This window comes from Candidatus Auribacterota bacterium (assembly GCA_026392035.1).
Lineage (GTDB): Bacteria > Auribacterota > Tritonobacteria > UBA1439 > UBA1439 > JAPLCX01.
In genome coordinates this window covers 17,804-44,201 of the sequence record JAPLCX010000013.1, presented here as the reverse complement: position 1 = coordinate 44,201, position 26,398 = coordinate 17,804, and the positions used below count along the sequence as shown (strand labels likewise).

The 26,398-nt window shown below is 59.0% G+C and carries 23 protein-coding genes; all 23 read left to right on the top strand.

All coding sequences use genetic code 11. The features are described from left to right. The first annotated feature begins 4 nt into the window (after positions 1–4). The 23 genes from NTX71_01040 to NTX71_00930 all read left to right on the top strand — a co-directional run bounded on the left by NTX71_01040 (position 5) and on the right by NTX71_00930 (position 26,356). A complete protein-coding gene (locus NTX71_01040; GenBank protein MCX6338492.1) occupies positions 5–1,258 on the top strand; it encodes an acetylornithine transaminase in 1,254 nt (417 codons plus the stop codon). Between the two features lie 151 nt (positions 1,259–1,409). Continuing rightward, positions 1,410–2,612, top strand: a complete 1,203-nt coding sequence (locus tag NTX71_01035) for an argininosuccinate synthase (protein ID MCX6338491.1) — start codon at positions 1,410–1,412, stop codon at positions 2,610–2,612. A gap of 83 nt (positions 2,613–2,695) precedes the next feature. After that, positions 2,696–3,226: a hypothetical protein gene (locus NTX71_01030; GenBank protein ID MCX6338490.1), complete on the top strand. Its 531-nt coding sequence runs from the start codon at positions 2,696–2,698 to the stop codon at positions 3,224–3,226. Positions 3,227–3,265: 39 nt separating this feature from the next. Continuing rightward, complete coding sequence (gene argH / locus NTX71_01025; GenBank protein MCX6338489.1) at positions 3,266–4,654, top strand: argininosuccinate lyase; 1,389 nt, start codon at positions 3,266–3,268, stop codon at positions 4,652–4,654. Next, positions 4,647–5,903 (top strand): diaminopimelate decarboxylase, encoded by a 1,257-nt coding sequence (gene lysA, locus NTX71_01020; GenBank protein ID MCX6338488.1) that lies wholly within the window; start codon positions 4,647–4,649, stop codon positions 5,901–5,903. Before argH ends, lysA begins: the two co-directional genes overlap by 8 nt. Before the next feature lie 208 nt (positions 5,904–6,111). After that, complete coding sequence (gene dapF / locus NTX71_01015) at positions 6,112–6,948, top strand: diaminopimelate epimerase (GenBank protein MCX6338487.1); 837 nt, start codon at positions 6,112–6,114, stop codon at positions 6,946–6,948. Positions 6,949–7,313: 365 nt separating this feature from the next. Beyond that, positions 7,314–8,180, top strand: a complete 867-nt coding sequence (gene dapA, locus NTX71_01010) for a 4-hydroxy-tetrahydrodipicolinate synthase (protein ID MCX6338486.1) — start codon at positions 7,314–7,316, stop codon at positions 8,178–8,180. Between the two features lie 144 nt (positions 8,181–8,324). Beyond that, complete coding sequence (gene dapB, locus NTX71_01005; protein ID MCX6338485.1) at positions 8,325–9,137, top strand: 4-hydroxy-tetrahydrodipicolinate reductase; 813 nt, start codon at positions 8,325–8,327, stop codon at positions 9,135–9,137. A gap of 29 nt (positions 9,138–9,166) precedes the next feature. Beyond that, positions 9,167–9,568 (top strand): GxxExxY protein, encoded by a 402-nt coding sequence (locus tag NTX71_01000; protein MCX6338484.1) that lies wholly within the window; start codon positions 9,167–9,169, stop codon positions 9,566–9,568. 74 nt (positions 9,569–9,642) lie between these two features. After that, positions 9,643–10,806, top strand: a complete 1,164-nt coding sequence (locus NTX71_00995) for an LL-diaminopimelate aminotransferase (GenBank protein MCX6338483.1) — start codon at positions 9,643–9,645, stop codon at positions 10,804–10,806. A 172-nt stretch (positions 10,807–10,978) separates the two neighbouring features. Further along, positions 10,979–11,239, top strand: coding sequence for a DUF559 domain-containing protein (locus NTX71_00990; GenBank protein MCX6338482.1), 261 nt, complete (start codon positions 10,979–10,981; stop codon positions 11,237–11,239). A gap of 128 nt (positions 11,240–11,367) precedes the next feature. Continuing rightward, positions 11,368–11,871: a 2-amino-4-hydroxy-6-hydroxymethyldihydropteridine diphosphokinase gene (folK, locus tag NTX71_00985; protein ID MCX6338481.1), complete on the top strand. Its 504-nt coding sequence runs from the start codon at positions 11,368–11,370 to the stop codon at positions 11,869–11,871. Continuing rightward, positions 11,861–12,667, top strand: coding sequence for a 3-methyl-2-oxobutanoate hydroxymethyltransferase (gene panB, locus NTX71_00980; GenBank protein ID MCX6338480.1), 807 nt, complete (start codon positions 11,861–11,863; stop codon positions 12,665–12,667). The genes folK and panB overlap by 11 nt, the downstream gene beginning before the upstream one ends. A gap of 106 nt (positions 12,668–12,773) precedes the next feature. After that, positions 12,774–13,619, top strand: coding sequence for a pantoate--beta-alanine ligase (gene panC / locus NTX71_00975; GenBank protein MCX6338479.1), 846 nt, complete (start codon positions 12,774–12,776; stop codon positions 13,617–13,619). 101 nt (positions 13,620–13,720) lie between these two features. Beyond that, positions 13,721–14,647, top strand: a complete 927-nt coding sequence (gene nadA / locus NTX71_00970) for a quinolinate synthase NadA (GenBank protein MCX6338478.1) — start codon at positions 13,721–13,723, stop codon at positions 14,645–14,647. 81 nt (positions 14,648–14,728) lie between these two features. Further along, entirely contained in the window at positions 14,729–15,688 is a 960-nt protein-coding gene (locus NTX71_00965; GenBank protein MCX6338477.1) for an ABC transporter ATP-binding protein, read from the top strand. A gap of 103 nt (positions 15,689–15,791) precedes the next feature. Further along, positions 15,792–17,369, top strand: coding sequence for a peptide ABC transporter substrate-binding protein (locus NTX71_00960; GenBank protein MCX6338476.1), 1,578 nt, complete (start codon positions 15,792–15,794; stop codon positions 17,367–17,369). A 107-nt stretch (positions 17,370–17,476) separates the two neighbouring features. Beyond that, positions 17,477–18,394, top strand: coding sequence for an ABC transporter permease (locus NTX71_00955; protein MCX6338475.1), 918 nt, complete (start codon positions 17,477–17,479; stop codon positions 18,392–18,394). Positions 18,395–18,545: 151 nt separating this feature from the next. Further along, complete coding sequence (locus NTX71_00950) at positions 18,546–19,481, top strand: ROK family protein (protein MCX6338474.1); 936 nt, start codon at positions 18,546–18,548, stop codon at positions 19,479–19,481. A gap of 139 nt (positions 19,482–19,620) precedes the next feature. Further along, on the top strand, positions 19,621–22,356 hold the full coding sequence (locus NTX71_00945; GenBank protein MCX6338473.1) for a hypothetical protein: 2,736 nt from the start codon (positions 19,621–19,623) through the stop codon (positions 22,354–22,356). Positions 22,357–22,478: 122 nt separating this feature from the next. Further along, positions 22,479–23,771, top strand: a complete 1,293-nt coding sequence (locus NTX71_00940; GenBank protein MCX6338472.1) for a UDP-glucose/GDP-mannose dehydrogenase family protein — start codon at positions 22,479–22,481, stop codon at positions 23,769–23,771. Positions 23,772–23,886: 115 nt separating this feature from the next. Next, the gene (locus NTX71_00935; protein MCX6338471.1) at positions 23,887–25,194 is read left to right on the top strand and encodes a nucleotide sugar dehydrogenase; all 1,308 of its coding nucleotides are present in this window, start codon (positions 23,887–23,889) and stop codon (positions 25,192–25,194) included. Between the two features lie 202 nt (positions 25,195–25,396). After that, positions 25,397–26,356: an SDR family oxidoreductase gene (locus NTX71_00930; protein MCX6338470.1), complete on the top strand. Its 960-nt coding sequence runs from the start codon at positions 25,397–25,399 to the stop codon at positions 26,354–26,356. The last annotated feature ends 42 nt before the right edge of the window (positions 26,357–26,398 follow it).

The window sequence follows — 26,398 nt, the reverse complement described above, 5'->3', positions numbered from 1 at the left end:
CGGTATGCGAAAAAAAATCACAGGGCGGAAAGTGGCTACGGCCGGGAAACGCGCGCGCCGTTCGGCGTCCGATGCGACACTGGGCGCCTACGCGCGCTACGTGATCCCCTCGTATGGGAGAACCCCCCTTGTCCTTGTCCGCGGTCGAGGTTCGTGGCTCTGGGACAGCGAGGGGAAGAAGTACCTCGATTTTTTCCCTGGTTATGCCGTGAGCGGCCTCGGGCACTGCCATCCCCGTGTGGTGCGCGCCGTGGTGGAGCAGGCGCGGGAGCTCCTTCACGTGCCCAATATCTACTTTAATCCTCGGCAGGGACGCCTGGCGGAGCTCATCGTCGAGCATGCGTTCCCGGGCAAGTGCTTCTTCTGCAACAGCGGCGCGGAGGCGAACGAGGCCGCCCTGAAGCTCGCCCGGAAGGCGGGGGAGAAGCGCGGGCGCTATGAGATCATCTCGATGCTGAATTCGTTCCACGGCCGCACGATCGCGACCGTGACCGTGACGGGCCAGACCAAATACCAGCAGGGATTCGGCCCGCTCCTGCCCGGCATCCGCCACGTGCCCTTCGGGGATATCGGGGCGCTCTCCCGCGCGGTGAGCGAAAAAACCTGTGCCGTGATGATCGAGCCGATCCAGGGAGAAGGAGGAATCGTCGTGGCTCCCTCTGGGCACTTCGTGGCGCTCAGGCGCCTCTGCGACGAGCGGGGGATCCTCCTGATCATGGACGAGGTGCAGACGGGGATGGGGCGGACGGGGGAGTATTTCGCCTACCAGCACTTTGGTATCACGCCGGACGTAATGACGCTCGCCAAAACGCTGGGCGGGGGTGTGGCGATAGGGGCGATGCTCGCGGCGGCTAGGTACGCCGATATACTCCAGCCGGGCACGCACGCCTCGACATTCGGCGGGAACCCGCTGGCCTGCGCCGCGGGGATCGCGACATTCGAGGCGATTGAGAAGGAGGGGATCCTCAAGAATGTGAGGCGGATGGGGCGCTACCTCCGCGCGCGGATGGAGCGCCTGGCCGGGCGATACCCTTTTATCAAGGAGGTCCGCGGCGAGGGACTGATGCTGGGCATGCGCCTCGGCATCGACGGCACAATGGTGGTAGCGGAGTGCCTGAAGCGGGGGATGCTCACCAATTCAACCGGTGATAACGTCCTCCGCCTTATGCCCGCCATGACCGTGAAGAAACAGGAGATAGACCGCGCGATAAAGATTGTGGATGAGGTGTTCGCTGCAATTGTGCGCGCAGGCCGGTGATTTACTGTGTAGGAGTTTAAATATTTGGCACCTGAATAATCTGATTACTCTGATCTTTCAGGTTAATCAGAGAAACCAGGTGCTAAAGAGTTGCTTTAGCTAACTTTGTTTTTATGTGTCACGCTGGGATTATTAATATATAGGAGGATACATGGACAAGGTGGTGCTCGCCTATTCGGGAGGGCTCGATACCTCGGTGATACTCAAGTGGCTCCAGCAGGAGAAGGGGCTGGACGTGATCGCCTACGTGGCGGATCTCGGGCAGGAAGAGGAGCTGGACGGCATTAAACAGAAGGCGCTGAACACCGGCGCGGGCAAGGTGTACGTCGAGGATCTGCGCGAGGAGTTCGTGCGGGATTTCGTGTTCCCCGTCCTCAAGGCAAATGCGGTGTACGAGGGGTCATACCTCATGGGGACGTCCATCGCGAGGCCCCTCATCGCGAAAAAACAGGTGGAGATCGCGAGGAGGGAGAAGGCATCCGCCGTGGCCCATGGCGCCACCGGCAAGGGGAATGACCAGGTCCGCTTCGAGCTCACCTACGCGGCGCTCGCCCCCGAGCTCAGGGTCATCGCGCCCTGGCGCGAGTGGAGTCTCGGTTCGCGCCAGGAGCTGATCGAGTACGCGCGGAAACACGGTATCCCCGTCCCGGTGACGAAGGAGAAACCGTACAGCAGCGACCGCAACCTCATGCACATAAGCTTCGAGGGAGGAATTCTCGAGGACCCGGACCGGGAGCCGGATGAGCGGATGTTTGTGCTCAGCGTTTCGCCGGAGCGGGCTCCCGGCAAGCCGACGTACGTCGAGATAGGATTCGCGCGCGGCGTCCCGGTGTCCGTTGACGGGAAGAAGATGACCCCCGCGAAACTGCTCGCCCATCTCAACGGGCTCGGTGGCAGGAATGGGATCGGGAGGGTGGATATCGTTGAGAACCGCTTCGTCGGCATCAAGTGCCGCGGCGTTTATGAGACGCCGGGCGGGACGATCCTCCATGTCGCCCATCGCGCGATCGAATCGATCACCATGGACCGCGAGGTGATGCACCTGCGAGACTCGCTCATCCCGTACTTCGCATCGCTGATTTACAATGGGTTCTGGTATTCGCCGGAGATGCGGATGCTCACAGCCGCGATCGAGGAGAGCCAGGCCAACGTGACCGGGCGCGTCAGGCTGAAGCTCTACAAGGGCAACTGCATCGTGGTCGGACGGAGCTCGCCCGAATCGCTCTACAGCCACGAGCACGCCACCTTCGAGGCCAGCAGGGTGTATAATCAGGGAGATGCGACCGGCTTCATACGGCTCAACGCGTTGAGGCTGAGGATACAGGCGATGCTTAAAAATAGCGGTAAGCAGTAAGCGCTAAGTAGTAAGCAGATAGTGTGTTTGTTTTTCCAGCGGAGACGCTGCGACGACCAAATTGCGTTGAGCGGGAGCATGTTGTGAGAGATGTGCCCATGAGGTATCCCGTAGCGGCTGGAGCAGTTCTTGGTTGGCTCTCTCTATGCCTGATCGTGAGTCTTCTTGAAGCAGGGGTAAAAGAGGACAAGTCATCGGAAGGGTTGAAGGTATCCCTGGGTGATCGATCTGCACAGGCGCGAAGCGTATATGGCAACCCTGATCGGATCGCAAAAAATCAACCACGGCCTGGTTTCCGCGATGACCCCCGAACTCGAAATGAATATTGGTATTACGATCAAAAGGGACTTTCATTCTTCTTGATAAGGAATGTAATTTTTGAAATCGCTGTCACAAAGAGATACCGGGGGGAGGTCGAGGGAATTTATATCGGAGACACGGCAAAGGCTGTGCAAGCAAAATTGGGAGTTCCCGATAACGCGCCTCGTGATAATTCATGGACATACTATAGAAAGCAGGGAAGACAGGAAAGAACAGTGAGAGTGGTATTTGGTAAAGACAATACGGTAAATAGAATCAGTATAGCCTCGCATTTTAAGGTGAGAAGAAGGTGAGAAGTTGGATGCATTAGTTTTACTAGGAAAGGGCAAGAAATGACCCAAAAACTCTGGGCGGGGAGATTCGATAAGGAGATGGCGCCGGAGGTGGAGCGGTTCACGGCCTCCATCGGTTTTGACCAAAAATTGTTCGAGCATGATATCAGGGGGAGCCTCGCGCATGTCGAGATGCTTCAGCGGCAGGGATTGATCTCAGCGGCAGAGTGCAAGAAGATCAGCGCTGGTTTGAAGAAGGTGAGAGGTGAGATCAGGAGAGGAAGCTTTAAACCGGGGACTGAGCATGAGGATATCCACATGGCGGTGGAAACGAGACTCAAAAAGCTCATCGGGCCGGTCGCGGACAAGCTCCACACCGCGCGGAGCAGGAATGACCAGGTGGCGCTTGACCTGAGGCTCTTCCTCAGGGACGAGATAGGCGCGATCCTCGCATGCATCAGGCTGCTCCAGAAGAATATCGTGAATGTCGCATGGGAGAACAAAGATGTCGTCATGCCGGGCTTCACGCACCTCCAGCACGCGCAGCCGGTGATCGCCGCGCACCACCTGCTCGCCTACGTGGAGATGCTCCAGCGGGACGCGGGCAGGCTCCTGGATTGCCGGGAGCGCGTCAACATGATGCCGCTCGGCGCCGGCGCGCTCGCGGGCACGAGCCTGCCGATTGACAGGAAGTATGTTGCGAAACTCCTCGGTTTTAACTCTCTCTGCACGAACAGCATTGACGCGGTGAGCGACAGGGATTTTGCGCTCGAGTTCCTGGCGGCGGGGGCCATCATCGGCGTCCACCTCTCGCGGATGGCGGAAGAGATTGTGCGGTGGGCGAGCAGGGAGTTCGCCTTTATTGAGATCGATCTATCGTACTGCAGCGGTTCATCACTTATGCCGCAGAAGGTGAATCCCGATGTCGCGGAGCTCGTGCGCGGGAAGAGCGGGAGGCTCTTCGGTTCGCTCGTGTCGCTCCTCACCGTGATGAAGGGGCTGCCGCTCTCCTACAACAGGGACATGCAGGAGGACAAGGAGCCGCTCTTCGACGCCGCGGGGACGCTCAGGGGATGCCTCGCGATCATGGCGGGGCTGTGGGAGAGGATCAGGTTCCGCCGCGCTGAGATCCGGCGATCGCTGGAGGGCGACTTCAGCCAGGCGACGGACCTCGCCGAGTACCTTGTCACGAAAGGGTGCCCGTTCCGCGAGGCCCACCGCCTCATCGGGAAGCTGGTGGCAGAGTGTATCCACAGGGGGAAGCGGCTCGAGGCGCTGACCCTCACCGAGCTCCGCTCCTGCTCCGCCCTTTTTGACAGGGGCGCGCTCGAGCTGCTCTGCCCAGGAACCGGCGTGACGCGGAAGAAGTCGGATGGTTCAACCGCTCCGGCTGAGGTTTCGAAGGCGCTACGGATGTGGAAGAAAAAACTGGGGATGCGCAATGCATGATTTTACGTACCGCAACAGCCGGCTCTTCTGCGAGGATGCTCCCCTTGACAGGATCGCGCGGGAGTTCGGGACCCCCCTCTACGTGTACAGCCACGCGACCCTGATGGGGCACTACCAGCGCCTCGACGGCGCATTCGAATCCATCCCGCACCTCATCTGCTACTCGGTTAAATCAAATTCCAATATCGCGATCTGCCGGGCGCTCTCGCGCGCCGGAGCGGGTTTTGACGTGGTGTCGGGGGGAGAGCTCACGCGGGTGCTCATGGCGGGAGCGGACCCTCGAACAATCGTGTTCGCGGGGGCGGGCAAAACCGAGGAGGAGATTGCCCGGGCGCTGGAGAGGGGGATTCTGTTCCTCACCGTTGAGTCGCTGGGCGAGCTCAACGCGATCGAGCGGGTTGCGAAGCGCCTCGGGAAGATCGCGAGCGTGGCGTTGCGCATCAATCCGGATGTTGACCCGCACACGCATCGCTACATAACGACCGGTAGGGCGGAGAATAAATTCGGCCTGGACCTCGAACAGGCGCGTGCGGCCTATGAGAAGGCAATGGGTATGAAGCACGTTATCCCCATCGCGGTCCAGACGCACATCGGGTCGCAGATCACCGAGACGGGTCCCTACGTAAAGGCGATACGGAAGGTGCGGCCGCTCGTGCAGCAGCTGCAGGGGATGGGCGTGCCGCTGCGGTTCTTCGATATCGGCGGTGGGCTGGGGATCGTGTACCGTGGAGAAACCCCCGCGACCGCGAAGAAGTTCGCGGCGGCGGTCCTCCCTGAGGTCAGGGGGCTTGGCCTGCACCTCATCCTGGAGCCCGGTCGATTTATCGTCGGGAATGCGGGGGTCCTGCTCACGAGAGTGCTGTATCTCAAGAGGGGGACGGTGAAAAATTTCGTCATTGTAGATGCCGGCATGAACGACCTCATCCGGCCGAGCCTGTACGGCGCGTACCACGAAATCCTGCCGCTCCGGAAGAGCACGCGCGGGAGGGTAATGGCCGATATCGTGGGGCCGGTGTGCGAATCGGGGGATTTTCTCGGCAAGGACAGAACGATGCCGGAGCCCCGCCCGGGGGACATCTTCGCCGTCATGGGTGCGGGGGCATACGGTTTTTCGATGTCGTCCAACTATAATTCCAGGCCGCGCGCGGCGGAAGTGCTCGTCCACGGGCGCGAGTGTGCGCTCATCAGGGAGCGGGAATGCTGTCGCGATCTCACGCGGGGCGAGCGGATCCCCCGGTTTCTCCGGTGAGGCGATTGAATATATTATCACCACGGACCTGCCTGCCGGCAGGCAGGGGCACGGAGGACACGAAGAAAGCGTATAAATTGTCGGGAATAACCACTGAGGGCGCTGAATACACTGAAAAAGAATAAAATTTTTCAGTGACTTCAGTGGTTAAAAACAAAGTAAAATTTTTTATCTGTGTGTATCTGTGTTCATCTGTGATTAAACTAAAATGAAAATACCATTTGTCAAGATGCAGGCACTCGGAAATGATTTCATACTCATAGACTGCATGAGAGATCAGGTTCCCATACATTCTGAATTGATCCGGATACTCTGCGACAGGCGAAAAGGCATCGGCGCTGACCAGCTCCTCGTGCTCGTGCCCTCGAAAAAGGCTGACTGCCGGATGAGGGTATTCAACGCGGACGGGGGCGAGGTGGAGATGTGTGGAAACGGCATCCGCTGCCTCGCCCGGTACCTGGCATCCCGCGGTTTCTCGGGGGAAGACGGACAGGCAATAGAGACCCTCGCGGGCATCATCAGGCCTCGCGTGGAAGGCGACCTGGTGACGGTTGACATGGGGTGCCCCGTGCTGGAGGGGAAGGAGATCCCTGTCCGCCTCTCGGGGCGCGTCATAGACCGCGAGGTCACGGTGGGGGGGAGTAGGCAGCGGATCACCTGCGTGTCGATGGGGAACCCGCACTGCGTGATCTACGTTGAAAATCTCGAGCGATGTCCCGTTGAGAATATCGGGCCCAAGATTGAAACCGATTCGCTTTTCCCGCGGCGGGTGAACGTGGAGTTCGTCAAGGTCCTTTCGCCCGCGCTGATATCGATGCGGGTCTGGGAGCGCGGCGCGGGTGAGACCATGGCCTGCGGAACGGGGGCCTGCGCGGCGACGGTGGCGAGCTGCCTGAACGCGAAGACGCAGCGGGATGTGACCGTGAGGCTCCGTGGCGGAGAGATCACGGTCAGGTGGGCTGCGGACGACCATGTGTTCATGAGCGGCCCTGCCGACGAAGTGTTCTGCGGTGAGATCGAAGTCGAACGACTCACACACGAATAAAACAGAAAAATTAACCGCGGATTACACGGATTGCACGGATAAGATAAAATAACGGCTTAACCCAGAATTTTGTGAGCCCAAGAGCATGCGGCACATCCCTTCCCCTGTGAAGGGGGAGGAAAGGTGGGGGTGAGAAACGGGTTTTTATAGAAACCCCCTCACCCTGCCCTCTCCCTCCAGGGGGAGAGGGTATATGTAGAGATCTGACTAGTAGTATCTTGTTCCAGAGTAATCTGTTATGCATTATGAGAAGTGGGCATTATTCACAAAATTCCGGGTTGAGCCAAAATAACTAAGGATATATTTTAATCCGCATAATCCGCCCAATCCGCGGTTAAAAGAGAATTAAAAGGGGGGGGTGCAATATGTTCACGGGATCAATCGTGGCACTGGTGACGCCGTTCAAAAAAGGAGCGGTTGACTATGAGGCCCTCGCGGAACTCATCGAGTTCCAGATACGCAGCGGAACGAATGGCATCCTCCCGTGCGGAACTACGGGAGAGTCCGCGACGCTCTCGCACGAGGAGCACGACCAGGTGGTGGAGTTTGTCGTCGGGAAGGTCGCCGGGAGAGTTCCCGTGATCGCGGGCAGCGGCTCCAACTGCACCCGCGAAGCACTCAGATTGACGGGGCACGCGAAGGAAGCGGGCGCGGACGGCGCCCTCGTGATCACCCCGTATTACAACAAACCCACGCAGAGGGGCCTCCAGTATCACTACGAGCATCTCGCGAAAGAAGTGGATATCCCGATAGTCATCTATAATGTCCCGGGGAGGACGGGGATCTCCATAGCCCCCGAAACGGTGGCGTCGCTTGCCAAGCTCCCGAACATTGTCGCCATCAAAGAGGCGAGCGGGAGCCTCGAGCAGGTGAGCCAGATTATTTCACAGTGTGACATCGCCGTGCTCTCCGGCGACGACAGCCTCACCTTTCCGATCATGGCCCTCGGCGGCAAGGGTGTGGTCTCCGTGGTAGCCAATATCCTGCCGGGCCCCGTTGCGGAGATGGTGTCCGGCTTTTCCGAGAAGGATATCAAGGGGGCGCGGACGCTCCACTATGAGCTCTACCAGATGAGCAGGATCCTCTTCGTTGAGACGAATCCAATCCCGGTGAAGGCGGCACTCGCCATGATGGGGAAGATCAAGGAGGAGTATCGCCTCCCCCTCTGCCAGATGAGCGATGAGAACCGGTCGAGGCTGGAGAGGATTCTCAAGGATTATAAGCTGGTATAGAAAGTAAAAAGTCAAAAGTAAAAAGGCAAAACCAAAATCAAAACTAAAAAGCACGTGAAGGTTTTACGTTTTGAATTGTAGTTTTGAGTTTTGTGTTTTAACTTTTAACTTGTTCTAAAGTCATTAGTTATCAAGGGGGTAACGATGATAAAGATGATCGTGTGCGGCGCGTGCGGCCGGATGGGCAGAAGAATCATCGCGTGCGCGGCCGAGGATGGGGAGATCACCCTCGCGGGCGCGATCGAGCGGGAGGGGCACCCCTGCCTGGGCAGGGATGCCGGTGAGGTCGCGGGCGCCGGGAGGCTCGGTGTCCCCGTGACCGCGGATCTCACCGCCGCCGCATCTGCGGGTGATGTGGTTGTTGATTTCTCCCAGCACGAGGCGAGCGCACGGAATGCGGCAACCGCGAGCGCTCTCAAGAAGCCGGTTGTCATAGGCACCACTGGGTTGGGGGGGCGCGAGATGCAGGCGATAGAGAACGCCTCGCGAACGGTCGCGTGCCTCGTCGCGCCGAACATGAGCCTGGGGGTGAACCTGCTGTTCAGGATCGCTGCTGAAGTGGCGCGGTCGCTCGGGGAGGAGTACGACGTGGAAATTGTCGAGGTGCACCACCGGTTCAAAAAGGATGCCCCGAGCGGAACGGCGAAGCGCCTGGCAGCGGCGGTCGCGGATGCGCTGGGGAAAGACCTCGGCGAGCTCGCGTGCCACGGCAGGTCAGGCGAAACAGGCGAGCGCCCGAGGGGACAGATCGGGATCCACGCGGTCCGGCAGGGGGATGTCGTCGGCGAGCACACGGTGAGCTTTGCCTCTCTCGGCGAACGCCTGGAGCTCGTCCACCGAGCGCATTCGAGGGATGCGTTTGCCCGCGGTGCGCTGCGTGCCGCGAAGTGGATCGTGGGAAAACCTCCCGGATTGTATGACATGGCGAATGTTTTATTTGACGCAAAATGGAAGTAACCGCGGATTGTGCGGATTAAGCGGATTATATGGGAAAAATTCTTCTCTATGCTGATATCACAGAGAAGATCATTGGGGCTGCTATTGAAGTTCACAGGATTCTCGGCCCCGGGTTCTTGGAAGCGGTGTATGAAGAAGCACTGTGCATCGAGCTTGAGAGAAGGGGACTCGACTTTGCCAAGCAGAAAGAGCTCAGGATTTCTTATAAGGACGTTGTTTTAAACCAAATGTACCGGGCCGACTTAATAGTTGAGGATAGGATAATTGTCGAAACAAAAGCCACTTCTGAACTCACCGGAATTGATGAAGCTCAGGTTTTCAATTACTTGAAAGCCACCGGTAAAAAAGTTGGATTGCTTGTTAATTTCTGCAAGGAGAGCTTGGAATGGAGAAGGATAATCTGCGAGGATTACTTCAAATCGGCCAGCTGAATTGCCAGTGAGTTTAATCCGTACAATCCGCGGTTAGAAAGAGGTAGGATTTGAATTCAGAAAAGAGGATCAAAATTGAGCTGGCCGAGCGGTTGAAAAAACTCCCCCCCTATCTATTCGCTGAAATAGACAGGGTGAAGCGGGAGCTGATCCGGGCGGGCCGGGATGTCATAGACCTCGGTGTGGGCGATCCCGACCTCCCCACGCCGCCGCACATTGTTGACGCTCTCCACCGGGCGGCGCTCGATCCCGAAAACCACCGGTACGCGCTTGACCTCGGAATGCCGGTTCTGAGGCAGGCGATTGCGGAGTGGTACGCGCACCGGTTTGGCGTGGCGCTCGATCCCGCGACGGAGGTGCTGCCCCTCATCGGCTCCAAAGAGGGGATCGGTCATATCCCCTTCGCATTCGTGAATCCGGGCGATGCGGTGCTCGTTCCTGATCCCGGATACCCGGTCTACCAGGCGACGACGATACTCGCCGGGGGCGAGCCGCGCTACATGCCGCTCAAGGAGGAGCACGGTTTCCTCCCTGATCTCGATCGGATTCCACGCGATATCTGTCGCGCATCCACGCTCATGTTCATCAACTATCCGAACAACCCTACTGCCGCAGTGTGCGGGAAAGAATTTTTCACCTCCGTGGTCGAGTTTGCGCGCCGGCACGGCGTGATCATCTGCCACGACGCGGCGTACACGGAGCTCGCCTTTGACGGCTTGAGGTCTCCCAGTTTCCTCGAGGTGGAGGGCGCAAAAGAGGTTGGGATCGAATTCCATTCGCTCTCCAAGACATACAGCATGACCGGCTGGAGGGTCGGTTTCGCCGTCGGGCGTGCGGAAATTATTGCGGGGCTCGGTAAGATCAAGTCGAATCTCGATTCGGGTATTTTTCAGGCTATTCAACTCGCGGGGGTGGCCGCACTGAGGGGGCCGCAGGATTTCCTCACAGAATATCTGGAGATCTACCAGCGCCGCAGGGATATCCTCGTGGATGGCCTCAGGGCGCTCGGCTGGAATGTCGCCAGGCCGAAGGCGACCTTTTACGTCTGGGCGCATGTGCCTTCCGGTTTCACCTCGGAGGGAGTCGCCAGAATGCTCCTCCAGAAGGCCGGCATCGTGGTAACCCCGGGCAACGGCCTCGGCCCCAGCGGTGAGGGATACGTCCGCATGACGCTCACGGTCAACGAGGACCGCCTGCGCGAGGCAGTGGAGAGGATCGGGAAGATAGAGAACCGGTAAAGCAATTATCCCCTCCCCCTTTGAGGGGGGAGGGCAGGGTGGGGATGAAGATTATGTCAGTACCCGATTATCAAATGATAATGTTGCCATTGCTGTAATATGCAGCAGATCAGAAAGAGCATTCCCTCGGGGAATGGATATTTCCCTTCACCCCTTTGTGGGGAAGGTGAGAATGGGGAATAACATAAGAGACAGGGCTAGACGCTTAAGAAAAAATCTCACGGATGCCGAACGTGCGCTTTGGAGACATCTTCGTCTCCGGCAGATGGCTGGATTTAAGTTTCGGAGACAACAGCCGACAGGTTATTATATTGTCGACTTCGTTTCCTTTGATAAGAGGCTCATAATAGAATTAGACGGTGGACAACACGCCAAGCGCGTTACCTATGATGCACATCGGACTGAATGGTTTAAAAGTAAGGGTTTAATATAATTCGTTTTTTGGATAACGAAGTTTTAAGCAATATCGAGGGTGTAAAGCAGGCAATCTGGAATAGAATACCCCCCACCTCGATCCTCCCCCGCAAGGGGGGAGGGAGAGCTGTGAGATAAAAGCGCTTTATGATTGAGACAGCCTACATCAGTATAGGATCTAACCTCGGCGACAGGGAGAAAAACCTGCGCGAGGCCGCATCCCGCATGGGCAGGATCAGGGGCATTGAGCTGCGCAGGGCTTCCTCACTCTACTACACGGAACCCGTCGGCGGCGAGCCGCAACCATGGTATTTCAACGCCGTACAGGAGGTTGAAACCGCCCTGGTCCCCGACGAGCTGTTCAGGGAGCTCCAGGGGATAGAAGCGGCTATGGGGAGGACGAGGGGAGCGCGCAACGCCCCCAGGATCATTGACCTGGATATTCTGCTTTTCGGCGCCCGCGTCATCCGGAGCGATCTGCTGACGGTGCCTCACCCGCGGTTGCCCGGGCGGCGTTTCGTCCTCGATCCTCTCGCTGAGATCTCAAAGGATATTGTGTGCCCTGGCGCGGGCGGTACCGTGGAAGAACTGGTGAGGAGGCTCACCGACACGCACAAGGTTTTCAGGAAAGGACCGTTCCATGAGCGTTGACAAGGTAACGACCGTGGTGCTCAGAGAGATGAAAAAGCGAGGTGAGAAGATTGTGGCCCTCACCGCCTATGATTACTACACGTCGCGCGTCCTCAACGAAACGGGCGTTGATATGATACTGGTGGGCGACTCGCTCGGGATGGTGGTCCTGGGCTATCAGACGACGCTCCCCGTGACAATGGAAGAGATGATTCACCACACCCGCGCCGTTTCGCGCGGCAACCGCAGGGCGATCCTTGTCGCCGATATGCCATTCATGTCGACGGGCGTGAGCATTGAAGAGACCGTGCGCAATGCGGGGAGATTCGTCAAGGAGGCGGGCGCGGAGGCCGTCAAGCTGGAGGGGGGAGCGGAGATCGGAGCGCACGTGGAAGCAGTCGTGCGCGCGGGGGTCCCCGTCCTCGGCCACATAGGGTTGACGCCGCAGGACGTGCTGGTGCTCGGTGGCTACAAAGTGCAGGGCAGGAGCGACGAGGCCGCTCAGAAGCTCGTGGACGATGCGTGTGACCTCCAGGGCAGGGGGATATTCGCCCTCGTGCTGGAGTGCATGCCCGCGGCCCTCGCGGCGAGGGTAACCGAATCGGTGGACGTACCGACGATCGGAATCGGCGCAGGGCCGGCCTGCGACGGTCAGATTCTTGTGTTCAACGATATCGTCGGGATGTACGAGGGGCGCAGGGCGCGCTTTGTGAAGGTCTATGCGGATCTGGGCACGGCGATGCGCGAGGGCGTTGCGAGGTACGCGGCAGAGGTGCGTTCAGGCAGCTATCCGAATAGCGAGCACTCGTATCAGTGACCCTGACACAGATGAAACGGCGAGAGGGCGAAACGGAGAAACGGCGATTATAGTTTTTTCGCTGTTTTGCCCGTGCGGCGATTCGTTCACCGCGAGGAAATGATAGATGAAAATCATCACCACCGTCAAAGAGATGCAGAAGTACGTGAAGCACAACTACAGGAAGGGGCGCAAGATCGGCCTGGTGCCCACCATGGGGTATTTCCATGACGGTCACTCGATCCTCATCGGAGCGGCACGAAAGCTCTGCGACAGGCTTGTCGTGAGCGTCTTCGTCAATCCCCTCCAGTTCGGCAGGGGAGAGGACTTCGCTTCATATCCACGGGATATGAAGAACGATCTCTCGATCGCGCGGCAGCGCAGGGTCAACGTCGTGTTCGCTCCGAGCAGCGATGAGCTCTATCCGGTGGGCTACTCCACCTTCGTCGGCGAGGAGAGGCTCTCAAAGAAGCTGTGCGGCCAGTTCCGGCCCGGACATTTCAGGGGGGTTGCCACAGTTGTCGCGAAACTGTTCAATATTGTGCGCCCGCACACAGCGGTGTTCGGCCAGAAAGACGCCCAGCAGGTCGCGATCATAAGGAAAATGGTCGAGGATCTCAACTATCCGGTGCATATTGTCGTGATACCGACGATACGGGAGAAGAGCGGACTCGCCTGCAGCTCGAGAAATAAATACCTCACCGCCCGCGAAAAGAAAGAAGCCGCCGTGCTCTACGCCTCGCTCCGGAAGGCGGAGGAGCTGGTGAAGTCAGGTGTGCGGGACGCGCGTAGGATCATTGACGCGGTGAAGGCCAGTATTGCACACGCCCCCCTTGTTATGGTCGAGTATGTCGAGGTCGTTGCTCCGGAGACGCTCGAGCCTGTGAAGGTGATCGATACGCGCACCCTCATTGCCGTCGCCGCACGGGTGGGGAAGGCCCGCCTCATTGATAACATCCTTGTTGAACCCTGACCTCGAGTGGCTGAGGATGATACCTGCGTTTTTGCCCTCAACCCATAACACTCAACCATCAACGGTTTGTCGGGCGTGATGGCACGCCGGCGGTCTTTACTATGAAGTCGCATTGTGAACTTGTGGCACACATCGACAATCTCAGAAAAGCGCGCCGGGCGATCATCCTCGCCCATAATTACCAGCGCGGGGAGGTGCAGGAGATCGCTGATTATGTCGGCGATTCGCTCGGCCTCAGCAGGGAGGCCGCCGCCACCCGCGCCCGAGTGATCGTTTTTTGCGGTGTCTACTTCATGGCCGAGAGTGCTTCGATACTCAACCCCGAAAAGATAGTCCTCCTCCCGGTGCGAGAGGCCGGTTGCCCGCTCGCTGACATGCTCGGCGTGCAACAGCTCCGTGACTGGAAGCGGGCGTACCCGGGGAGGCCGGTCGTCACCTACATCAATTCCAGCGCGGAGGTCAAGGCGGAGAGCGATATCTGCTGCACATCGGGGAACGCCGTCAGCGTCGTTGATTCACTGACATCGGATGAGGCGCTCTTCGGCCCCGACATGAACCTCGGGGCCTACGTGCAGGCGAGGACGCTGAAGAGACTGATTATCTGGAAGGGGTACTGCGCGACCCACGCGTGGGTCACACCCGAGGAGATCATCGAGGCTCGGAGGCAGCACCCCAGGGCCAAGGTTGTCGCCCATCCCGAGTGCGTTCCGGAGGTCGTGCGCTGCGCCGATCATGTCAGCAGCACGTCCGGGATGTCCCCCTATGCGCGGGAGTCGAAAGCGCGCGAGTTCATCATCGTTACGGAGGCGGGGATCCTGCATCGGCTTAAACAGGAGAACCCGGGGAAGCGTTTTTATCTCGCCTCCCGACGGTTGCTCTGCCCCAACATGAAGATGACCACGCTCGATTCGGTCGCCATGGCGCTGGAACGAATGGAGCATCAGGTCGCGGTCAGCGAAGAGATCCGCGGCCGGGCCGCCAGGTCCCTCGAGCGCATGCTCGAGGTGAGTAAGGACAGTGATCCGTGACTCGTGGCGGGTGCAGAGGAGTGCGAACGACGAGCCCCGGAAGAAGAAACGCGAGCGGCGGGTCACTGCGATGAGAGAATTATGCTGTTACAGGTTTCAAATCTGAAGAAGTACTACCCCGTCTACCGCGGCGTGTTTTCGCGGGTGCGGGGATGGGTCCGCGCGGTGGATGATATCTCATTCGCGCTCGACAGGGGAGAGACGCTGGGATTGGTGGGCGAGAGCGGCTGCGGGAAGACCACCGTGGGCAAAACGGTGCTGAGGCTAACCGAGGCGACGGAGGGCGCCATTTTTTTTCAGGGGATTTCAGTGAGAGACATGGGGAAAGATGATCTCCGTCGCGCACGCCGCCGGATGCAGATCATCTTCCAGGACCCGATATCATCGCTGGATCCGCGGATGACGGTGGGGGGGAGCGTGGGCGAGCCGCTCCGGGTTCATGGAATTGCCAGGGGGCGTGAGCTCCAAGAGGCCGTTGCGGCCCTCCTCGAGCGGGTTGGCTTGCCTTCGCGCTCGTTCAACTGCTATCCCCATGAGTTCAGTGGTGGGCAGCGGCAGAGGATTGGAATCGCCCGGTCGCTCGCCCTCAAGCCGGAGCTGCTCGTGTGCGATGAGCCGGTGTCCGCGCTCGACGTCTCGATCCAGGCGCAGATCATCAACCTGCTCGAGAAGCTCCAGGAAGAGATGGGGCTGGCCTATCTTTTCATCTCACATGACCTCCGCATCATTGAGCACATCTCCGACCGCGTGGCGGTCATGTATCTGGGCAAGCTCATCGAGGGGACGGACAGGGACGCGCTCTACCGCGATCCGCTCCACCCCTACACGCAGGCGCTGCTCGCGGCCGTCCCTGAAATCGGCCAGACGGTTGAGCGGGTGAGGGGAAAGATCAAGGGCGAGGTGCCTTCGGCGGTCGCGCCGCCGCCCGGCTGTAGATTCCATCCCCGTTGCCCCCACCGAATGCCTGTCTGTGACAAAGAGGAGCCTTTTTTGAAAGAGGTTGCCGTGGGCCATGCGGTGGCATGCTGGCTGTATGATTAACGAAACGGCGAGACGGAGAATGGGCGAAACGGCGAAAGAGCCATAATCGCCGGCTCCCCGATTCGCCCACTCGCCGGTTCAGACTGCGTAAGGGATAGGGATTATGTATCGATCAATTGTATATGTATGGGCACTCCTCGCCGCACTCGCAACGCCGGGCTGTGGGACAAAGGAGCCACGGGCCGACTATACCTTCGAGAACGGCGCCGATGTGCAGACCCTCGATCCCGCCCTCATGACGGGGCAGCCGGAGCACCGGATCGCGAGTGCCATTTTCGAGGGGCTCACGGCACGGAGTCCCACCGGCACGGATATAGTGCCCGGCGTGGCGAAATCATGGGAGCTATCGGATGATGGCATGCGTTACACCTTCCACCTGCGCGACTGCGTCTGGAGTGACGGGACCCCGGTAACGGCTGACGACTTCCTCTACTCCTGGAAGCGGGCGCTCGACCCCGCGATGGGCGCGGCATACTATGCCTACCAGCTCTTCTATATCAGGGGCGCCGAGGAGTTCAACTCGGGGAAGCTCAAAGATTTTTCTCGAGTGGGAGTGAGGGTTCTGGACGAGAGGACGATCGAGGTTGAGCTCAAACAGCCGACTCCGTTCTTCCTCTACCTCACCTCATTCTACACGCTCTTTCCAGTCAAGCGCTCGTGCGTGGAGCACTACGGAGACCTCTGGACGAGGCCGGGGAATATTGTGAGCAACGGCCCCTATATTCTGAAAGAGTGGATGCCGAGTGTGCGGATTCGTCTGATTAAAAGTCCTCTCTACTGGGATAGAGACAATGTGAAGCTGGGAGTGGTTGACGCGCTGCCCACCGAAAACGAGAGCACGGCGTTCAACATGTACGCATCGGGCGAGGCTGATTGGGTTGACGGGGCGGGAATCCCGCTCCACTTGATCGATCTACTCAAGACGCGGCCGGATTTTCACACAACCACAATCCTCGTCACGTACTTTTATCGGTTCAACGTGACCCGGCCGCCCCTCAGCGATGTGCGCGTGCGGAAGGCGCTCAACCTCGCCGCCGACAAGCAGCGGATCGTGGACAAGATTCTACGCGCAGGGCAGCTTCCGGCGACGACGCTTGTCCCGCCGGGAATGCCGCACTATCGCGGCACGGATGGGCCCGCCTATAATCCCGGGGAGGCGCGCAGGCTCCTCGCGGAGGCGGGTTACCCGGGCGGGAAGGGATTCCCGAGCGTGAGCATCCTGTTCAACACGAGCGAGGCCCACAAGCAGATCGCCATTGAGATGCAGGCAATCTGGAAGGAGAATCTCGGCATCCACGCCGAACTGGACAATCAGGAGTGGGGAACCTATTTGAACACCGAGAGCAAGCTGGATTACTTTATCTCGCGAGCGGGATGGGTGGCGGATTATCCCGATCCCAACACGTTCCTCGACATGTTCATCACCGGCGGCGGGAATAACCGCACCGGGTGGGGCAGCGGCCGCTATGACGAGCTGATTGCGGCGGCAGGGAGAGAGCGGAATCCGCAGAGGCGCATGGAGATCTTCCGTGAGGCGGAGAGGATTCTCGTGGTTGAAGAAATGCCGATCATGCCGATCTACTTCTATGTCTCTATCAACCTCTACGACGCTAACCGGATCGGCGGCATCTATCCCAATCCGCTGGACGAGCACCCGTTGAAGTATATCTACATACGGTAGTCGTAACGCTGAGCCGGCGAGACGGCGAGGCGGAGAATCGGCGATTGCCTTTTTCATCGCCGATTCGCCGATTCGCCCTTTCTCCCTTTCGCGACGATGGAGATAAGATGATTGCATATATCATCAGGCGCCTACTCTGGATGATTCCGACGCTGTGGATTGTCGCGACGCTCGCCTTCCTCCTTATGCGCGCGGCGCCGGGCGGGCCGTTCGACGCTGAGCGGAAGCTCCCCCCGAGCATTGAAAAGAATGTGAAGGCGAAATATCACTACGATGAACCGCTGCACCGGCAGTGCCTCCGCTATATGTGGGGGCTCGTCCGCCTCGACCTCGGCCCTTCGCTCAAGCTTCAGGGGAGGAGCGTCAATGAAATCATCTGGCAGGCGCTCCCGTACTCGCTCGCGCTCGGGGGGCTTGCCCTCTGCCTCGCGCTCTTCCTGGGGATCCTCTTCGGCACGATCGCCGCGGTGCATCAGAACGGCCTGATTGATTACGCCGTCATGCTGGTTGCCCTCGCGGGCATCTCCATCCCCACCTTCGTCATCGGCCCGCTGCTCATCATTGTGTTCGTGTTTGTGCTCCGGCTCCTCCCCGTGGCGCAGTGGGGAGGTCCCGCGCACCTGGTCATGCCGGTGATCACGCTCGCCGCGCCCTTCACGGCGTATATCGCGAGGCTCATGAGAGCGGGCATGCTCGATGTCCTAAACCAGCCGTTTATCAGGGCCGCCCGCGCCAGGGGCGTCGGGGAGGCTGCGGTGATCTACAAACATGCCCTCAAGGTCGCGATTCTTCCCGTGGTGACCTTCCTCGGGCCGGCGAGCGCGCAGATCCTCACCGGCTCGGTGGTGGTGGAGAAGATCTTCAACCTGCCGGGGCTGGGGCGTTTCTTTGTCAACAGCGCCTTCAACCGCGATCACACCGTTGCCCTCGGCGTGGCGCTCATCTACTGCGTGATGCTCCTTGTGTTTAATCTCATGGTTGACATCGCCTACGCGTACCTCGACCCGAGGATTAGGTATGGATAGAAACTCTAAATACTAAACTCTAAACAAATCCAAAACTCGAAATCCCAAACAAGCGAATATGATTTATCAGTTTTGTGTTTTGGGTTTGTTTCGGGTTTCGAGTTTCGAGTTTCTTTATTAATCGGCATGTGTGATCAAGAAAGGAAATGGTATGAAACCCTACGCTATCGGGGTTGATATCGGCGGATCGTCAGCCAAGCTCGCGCTGGTGAACCGCCATGCGAGAATCATCACGCGGGCTTCCACCCCCTGTGACCCGCGGTTGCCGTGGAGGAGGCTCCTCAAAAATATTGCCGCTGCCGCGACGGGGCTGGGCGACAAGAACACCATTCGCGGCGTCGGCGTCGGATGCGCGGGCTGTATTGACGTGGCAAGGGGCGTCGTACACGTCTCTCCAAATCTCCCCCTGTGGAAGACCGTGCCGCTCAAGGCCTTCATGGAGGAATCGCTGCGGCTGCCCTGCATCCTGGACAATGACGTGAACATGATGGCAGTCGCCGAATCGAGGTATGGCGCCGCCCGCGGCGCGCGAAACGTGTGCTGCCTCACTGTCGGAACGGGGGTGGGGGGCGGGCTGTTGTTTGAGGGCGAGCTCTACCGCGGAGAGTCCATGAGCGCGGGGGAGTTGGGGCATATCCAGGTAGAGCCTGAGGGGTTGCCCTGCATCTGTGGAAACCGGGGCTGCCTCGAGCGGTATATCGGGAGGGAGGGACTTGTACGTCTCGCCCGGATCGCCATGAGGGGGAAGCGGAGCATGCTCGCGCGTCAGAGAGAGCTGACGCCGATCGCCATTGCCGATGCGGCCAGGAGAGGGGATGCGGCGGCGAAGGCCGCATGGGAGAAGGCGGGTTACTACCTCGGCTTGTGCATGGTAGGCATCGTGAACCTTCTCAATCCCGATGTGATTGTTGTCGGCGGAGGCATCGCCAACGCGGGGAACCTGTTGCTGAATCCCGCGCGCCGGATCGTCCGCCAGAGAGCGCTCCAGGTTCCTGCCCGGCATGTCAGGATCGTGCGTGCGGCTTTAGGGGAAGACGCAGGAGTAATCGGCGCCGCGGCACGAGTATTTGAGAAGATAAATGCTTGACATATATTGTAGCAAGTATTATCAAAAAGAGCAAAAAAGAGTTGGCCATGAAGTGGGTGTGTGATACCATGTGCAGGATTCGTCGCAATCAATATCCCCGGCCACGAGAGCTGCATACAAAGACGCTATGGGAGGAGTGATGGCGCGTGCCCTCGTTTTACTCATATCTTCCTTTCTTATGAGCACCACTCCGCTCTTTGCCCAGGGGGATCTCAAAAGAAATCCCGAGGCGGAGCAGCTTGAGCGCCAGGAGGTTCTGGAAAGGGAGCGCGCAGCTGCGGCGAGCAGCACGCCCGCGGTCGAGCCTGGGCCTGTTCAGGCTGGCGAAGCAGCAGCTGCGGTCACCGGCGGGGAAGGGAAGGGGACTGCGCGTGGGGCGGTGCAGGCCGCGCGGGCGGATGCGAAAGGATCTGCCGCAGCGCCCGAGGAGGCTGAAGCAGGCACTGACACTGCTGCGGGAGAGGTGAAGAGTCTCGAGGGCGGGGAGGAGTTTGCGGAGCCGGCGGACGAGGGTGCGGTTGAAGCTGAGCGCGATGCCTCCGAAGCGCCGCCGTATTCCGCCAGGGAAGAGCGTGAGGAGGTCGAGCGGATGAAGCGGGAATCAGCGGAGGGGAGGACGGTAATTGATAAACTCGCCCCCGTTGAGAAAGAGGAAGAGACCGCTGAGCGCGAGGGGAAGGCGCTCCCGATCGTCGCAGACGCCGACAGCGTCGAGTTCGACCGTGAACAGAACGTCGTCACAGGGACCGGCAACGCGGTGGTAAAGTACAAGGATGCCAAGCTCACCGCTGACAAGATCACCGTGTACCTCGATACGAGTGACGCGTACGCCGAGGGCAATGTGAGTCTCTTTCAAGAGGGCCAGTTCCTCACGGGGAAGAACCTCCGCTATAACTTCGAGAGCGGCCAGGGGAACATCACCGACTGCCACGCCTACGTCCAGCCGTGGTACGGGTACGGCAAGGTCGTGCGCAGGATATCGGCGAGCGAGTACCAGATTGAGAACGGCTACGTGACCACCTGCGATTACTCGAAGCCCCACACGAGCATGCGGGCGAAGAATATCTACATCTACCCCGGCGACAGCGTGGTCGCCCACAATGCGGTCATGTACCTCTACGAGACGCCGGTCTTCTGGAGCCCCTACGCGAAGTATTCGCTCACCGACGACGAGTCCCCCTACAACTTCGTCCCGGGCTTCAACAGCGACTGGGGCTTCTTCATGCTGACCGCGTTTGACGTGTACAAGACGAAGAACATACGGATCACCCCTCACGTCGATTACCGGACGAAAAACGGCCTGGGCGTCGGTGTCACCATGGACCACAACCTGCCGAGCGCCAGCGCGAGCGGCCAGACCGTCTTCTACTTCGCGCACGACAAGGATCCGGACTGGGTTCTCAACTCCGACTTCGACATCAAGAATCGCTACCGCGCGACCTTCACGCACCAGCAGGATTTCTCAGAAGACACGAAGATGACGATCGACTTCAATATGCAGAGCGACGAGGATTTTATCGACAACTTCTTCAGGGAAGAGTACGAGGGCGATATCCAGCGGGAGAACTACATCGACATAACCAAAGCGGCGGAGAAATACCAGCTGAGCCTGAGGGCCGAGCCCCGCTTCAACAAATTCTACACGGTGGTGCAGCGCCTGCCCGAGTTCAGCATTGACGCGGTGAACCAGAGGATCGGCCAGACGCCGTTCTTCTACCAGAGCCGCTCGGCGATCACGAACTTCAACTACGTATTCTCAAACGACCCTCTCGACGCGGATCAAGCGGAGAACATGACTCAAGAGGAGATTGACAACTATCCGATCCCCGATCCGATCCGGAGCCTCCGTATCGACACGTACCATGAGATCTCGTATCCGAAGAAATATTTCAAGTTCCTCAACTTCAAACCGTGGGCAGGACTGCGCGAGACATTCTATTCGAAGGCGCCCTCGGACGATCCGGCCTATAAGGGGACAGGGGTCTTGTTTGATTCCGATGGCGACGGTGTCCCGGACCAGGAAATTTCCGAGCTGGTGCGCTCAGAGGAAAACCAGAACGTCTGGCGCGGCCTCTTCACCCTCGGCGCACAGGCGGACACGAAGTTCTGGAAGGTCTGGGATTACTACAACAGCACGCTCAAGATCAACAAGCTGCGGCACCTGTTTGAGCCCACGCTGACCTACCAGTACTACAGCAGGCCGACCCGCAGTTACCCGCACAAGGTGTACCAGTTCGACGAGTATGATTTCTTTAACGAGACGAGCATGTTCACGCTGGAGCTGCGGAACGCGTTACAGACCAAGCGGGGAGAGGGCGAGGATGTCAATCTCTTTGACATCAAGATATACCTCGATATGCTGACGAACAAGAGCAGCTATGATGGGCAATACCACCGGGCGTTCGCGGACGATCACTACTCATCTGCGGAGGTTGCGGACGGCTTTGAGAAGCTCTTCAATGATATCTTCATTGACGCCGAGTTCCGCCCGATAGACTGGCAGAAACTGGATTTCGAAACATACATCAACCCCGTGAGGGGCCGGCTCGATGAGTTCAATACCGATTACTACGTGTACCGGAACGACCTTGTGAGCCTCGCCCTTGGCCAGCGGTATCTCGTGAATGACAGCAACCTCTGGACTACGGAGTTCAACCTTCAGCTGAATGACGACTGGGCGGCGAGGACATACCTGAGATTCGAAACTGCCGACGGCACCTTTGAGGAGGGCGAGTGGTCCCTCTTCAGGGATCTCCATGAATGGGAAGCGGCATTTACCGTCAGGTACAAGGGGAGAAGGAAGTCCAGCGTGGGCTTCTTCGTGCTCCTCTACCTTGACGCCTATCCAAATGTTCCTCTCGATGTCCGTTTCTGACCCCCCGCATCAGCGTGCATCCTGGAGGAGCCTGGCCGAATGGGACAGCTCGTCTGTCCTTGGCGGTGGTCGGCCCTGACGAATGAGTTGAGCGTGAACGAGCGTATGGATTGGAGGAAAGAATGAAAAAAGTGTGCATTATCGGCGCGGGCTACGTCGGCCTCGTCACCGGCGCGTGCCTCGCGGACATGAAGAACAAGGTGGTCTGTGTGGACAGCGACGTGGAAAAGGTAAAGATGCTCAAGAAAGGGAATGTCCCGATTTACGAGCCCGGGTTGGACGAGATCATACGGCGCAACGCCAGGGCGGGAAGGCTCTCCTTCAGCACGAGTATCCCCCAGGGGGTGAAGTCGTCGGAAATCATCTTCATTGCGGTGAGCACTCCGCCGAAGGCGGACGGGACCGCTGACCTGAGCTCGGTGGCAATCGTCGCGCGCACGGTTGCCGAAAACATGGATGGCTACAGGCTCATCGTTGACAAGAGCACCGTCCCCGTGAAGACCGGCGAGAAGGTCGCCGAGACGATCAAGCGCTACAATAGAAAGAACGTGGATTTCGATATTGCGTCAAACCCTGAGTTCCTCAGGGAGGGATCAGCGGTGGACGATACCATGCACCCCGACAGGATCGTGATCGGCGTCTCCTCAAAGCGGGCGGCGAAGCTCCTCAAGGAGCTCTACGCTCCGCTCAAGGCGCCCGTGATCGTGACGGACATAAAATCGGCTGAGATCATCAAGCACGCATCGAACTCATTTCTCGCCCTGAAGATTTCATTTGCCAACGCCCTCGCCCATATCTGCGAGATGTCGGGCGCGAATGTGATGAAGGTGGTGGAGGGGATGGGGCTGGACAAGAGGATCGGCAGGGCGTTCCTCAGCGCGGGCATCGGGTATGGCGGCTCCTGCTTCCCCAAGGATGTGGCCGCGTTCATCAAGATCACCGAGGAGTTGGGATACAATTTTGAGCTGCTCAAGATCGTTGAGAAGATCAACAGGGAGCAGCGCAGCAGATTCGTGAAGAAGATCGAGGAGGCCCTGTGGATCGTGAAGGATAAGGTTATCGGCATCCTCGGCCTCGCCTTCAAGCCCAACACTGATGACATGCGCAGCGCGCCATCCGTGGATATCATTGCGGAGCTCCAGCGGGAGGGGGCGACGATCAAGGCGTACGACCCGAAGGCCATGGGTGTCGCGCGGAAGATGCTCGCAGGCGTAAAATTTTGCAAAAATCCGTACGAGGCGGCCCGCGGGAGCGATGCCCTCGTGATCGTGACGGAGTGGGATGAGTTCAGGCAGATGAGCCTCGACAGGATCCGGGCGCTCATGACGCACCCGATCATCATAGATGGGCGCAATATCTTCGATCCGGAGAAGGTGGAAGAGAAGGGGTTTATCTATAAGAGCATAGGAAGGTAGTATGAAATCCCAAATCCCAAATCCCAAATCCCAAAGGAATCCCAAAGCCAAAATCCCACAGGGCAAATCCCAAATCCCAGATCCCAAAGGAATCCCAAAGCCCAAATCCCGAGCAATGGCACTGCAGAGGAAAATCGAGCAGAAGAGAGCCAGGGTTGCCATCATTGGATTGGGGTACGTCGGCCTGCCGCTCGCCGTGGAGTTCGCGAAGGCAGGCTTCCCGGTGACGGGGATCGAGGTTGACCGCTCGAAGGCCGCCATGCTCCGCAAGGGTAAATCCTACGTTCAGGATGTGCCGGGCGAGGAGCTGGAACCCTTGATCAGGAGGCAGAGGCTCCGGGTTACTGGTGATTGCGGGACGCTTGAGCGTGCTGATGCCATCATCATCTGCGTCCCGACGCCGCTGAGGAAAACGAAAGATCCAGATCTCTCCTACATCATGAGCGCGGTCGAGGAAATATCAACGCGGATGGGACGGGAGCAGCTGATTGTGCTCGAGAGCACCACTTATCCGGGCACCTGCGACGAGCTGGTCCTCCCCTTGCTGGAGAGGGGCGGGGGGAGGGTGGGGCGCGATTTTTTCCTCGCGTTTTCACCTGAGCGCGTGGATCCCGGAAACGCCCTCCACACGACGAAGAATATCACGAAGATCATCGGAGGTGTGACGAGGCGGTGCACCGCGCTCGCCTGCCTGCTCTACGGGCAGGTGCTCGAACGGGTGCACCCCGTCTCATCCACCCGCGTTGCTGAGATGGCGAAACTTCTTGAGAACACCTTCCGCAGCGTGAATATTGCGATGGTCAACGAAATGGCGCTCATCTGCAAGAGGATGGGCATAGACGTGTGGGAGGTTATCGAGGCCGCGGCGACAAAGCCCTTCGGGTTCATGCCTTTTTACCCGGGCCCCGGCCTGGGGGGCCACTGTCTGCCCATTGATCCGATCTACCTCTCCTGGAAGGCACGGGTGTACGACGTTGAAGCGCGCCTGATCGAGGTTGCGGCGGAGATCAATGCCCGCATGCCGGAACACGTCTGCGGGGTGATCAGCGAGTCGTTGAACCGTCGCGGATTGTGCCTGAGGGGGGCGAAGATCATGATCCTCGGCGCGGCGTACAAGCGGAATGTGGGCGACACGAGGGAGTCGCCGGCGCTCGTGATCATGCGCGTCCTGGTGAGGAATGGCGCCCGCGTTTTATATGCAGACCCGTATGTCCGCACCCTCGATCTCGGCGGCAGGCGCTTCATCTCGACGCGGCTTTCTCCCCGGGTGCTCCGGCAGCAGGACTGCGTGGTGATTGTCACTGACCACAGCTGCTTTGACTATGATGTGATTGTGCGGCACGCGTCGCTTGTGGTTGATACCCGTAACGCGACGCGCGCGGTACCGAAGGGCCTGCGGAAGAAAAAAGTGGTGAGCATCTAGCATCCACGGATTACACTGATTTTCACGGATGCAAAAACAGCCTAAAGTTTAAAGCTGGAAGCAAAAGGATGCAGTTACGCTTTAAACCGTATGCTTTCAACTTTTTGTTGTGGTTGCAATCCGCGCAATCCGTGGATAGAAAACATTAAAGGCGAGTAGGCGCGCTATCAGCGGTTGATTAATACATCAAGCTAGGGATTGCATGGGCAACGATATCTACCTGGTCACGGGTGGTGCCGGCTTCATCGGCTCGAACATCGTCGATCACCTGCTCAATGCGGGCAAGCGCGTCAGGGTTCTCGATAATTTCTCCACGGGACGGAGGGAGAACCTGGAAGGGCTTTCCGATGCGGTCGAGCTCATTGAGGGCGACATCAGGGACTTCGATACCGTCGCCCGGGCCGTATCCGGATGCGGCTGCGTGTTGCATCAGGCAGCCCTCCCTTCTGTCGTCCGCTCGATAGACGATCCCCTCACGGCCCATCAGGTGAACGTGGATGGGACGCTCAACCTGCTCCTCGCGGCGAGGGATGCGGGTGTGGGGCGCGTCGTCTGTGCCTCATCGTCGTCGGTGTACGGGGACAGCCCGGCGCTGCCGAAACAGGAAGACATGGCGCCGCGCCCGCTGTCACCCTACGCGGTGGGGAAGCTTGCCGGGGAGTACTACTGCGCGGTGTTCAGCCGCCTCTACGGACTGAGCTGTGTCGCCCTCAGGTATTTCAACGTGTTTGGCCCGCGGCAGGATCCGCGCTCGCAGTACGCGGCGGTGATCCCCAATTTCTTCAACGCGCTCTGCGGGGGTGGGGAGCCGGTGATTGACGGCGACGGTAACCAGAGCAGGGATTTCACCTTCGTGAAAAATGTCGCTGAGGCGAATCTGCTCGCCTGCGAGGCGGCGCTGCCGGGCGGCGAGGTTATGAATATCGCGTGCGGGGAGGCCATTTCGATCAACGATCTCCTCCGTCTCATACAGGAGATCCTCGGGGTTCACGCGGCGCCGCGCTACGGGAAGCCGAGGCCGGGGGATGTGCGACATTCCCTGGCCGATATCACGAGGGCGCGGGAGAAGCTTGGCTTCACGCCGTCTGTCAGCCTCAAAGACGGGTTGCGCCGTGCGGCGGCATACTATACGCAGCACCGCGCGAGCGCGAAGGCGAGTTAAAGGGATGAGCGCCCGCTCAGGGGTGAGAAAATTATTCGGGGA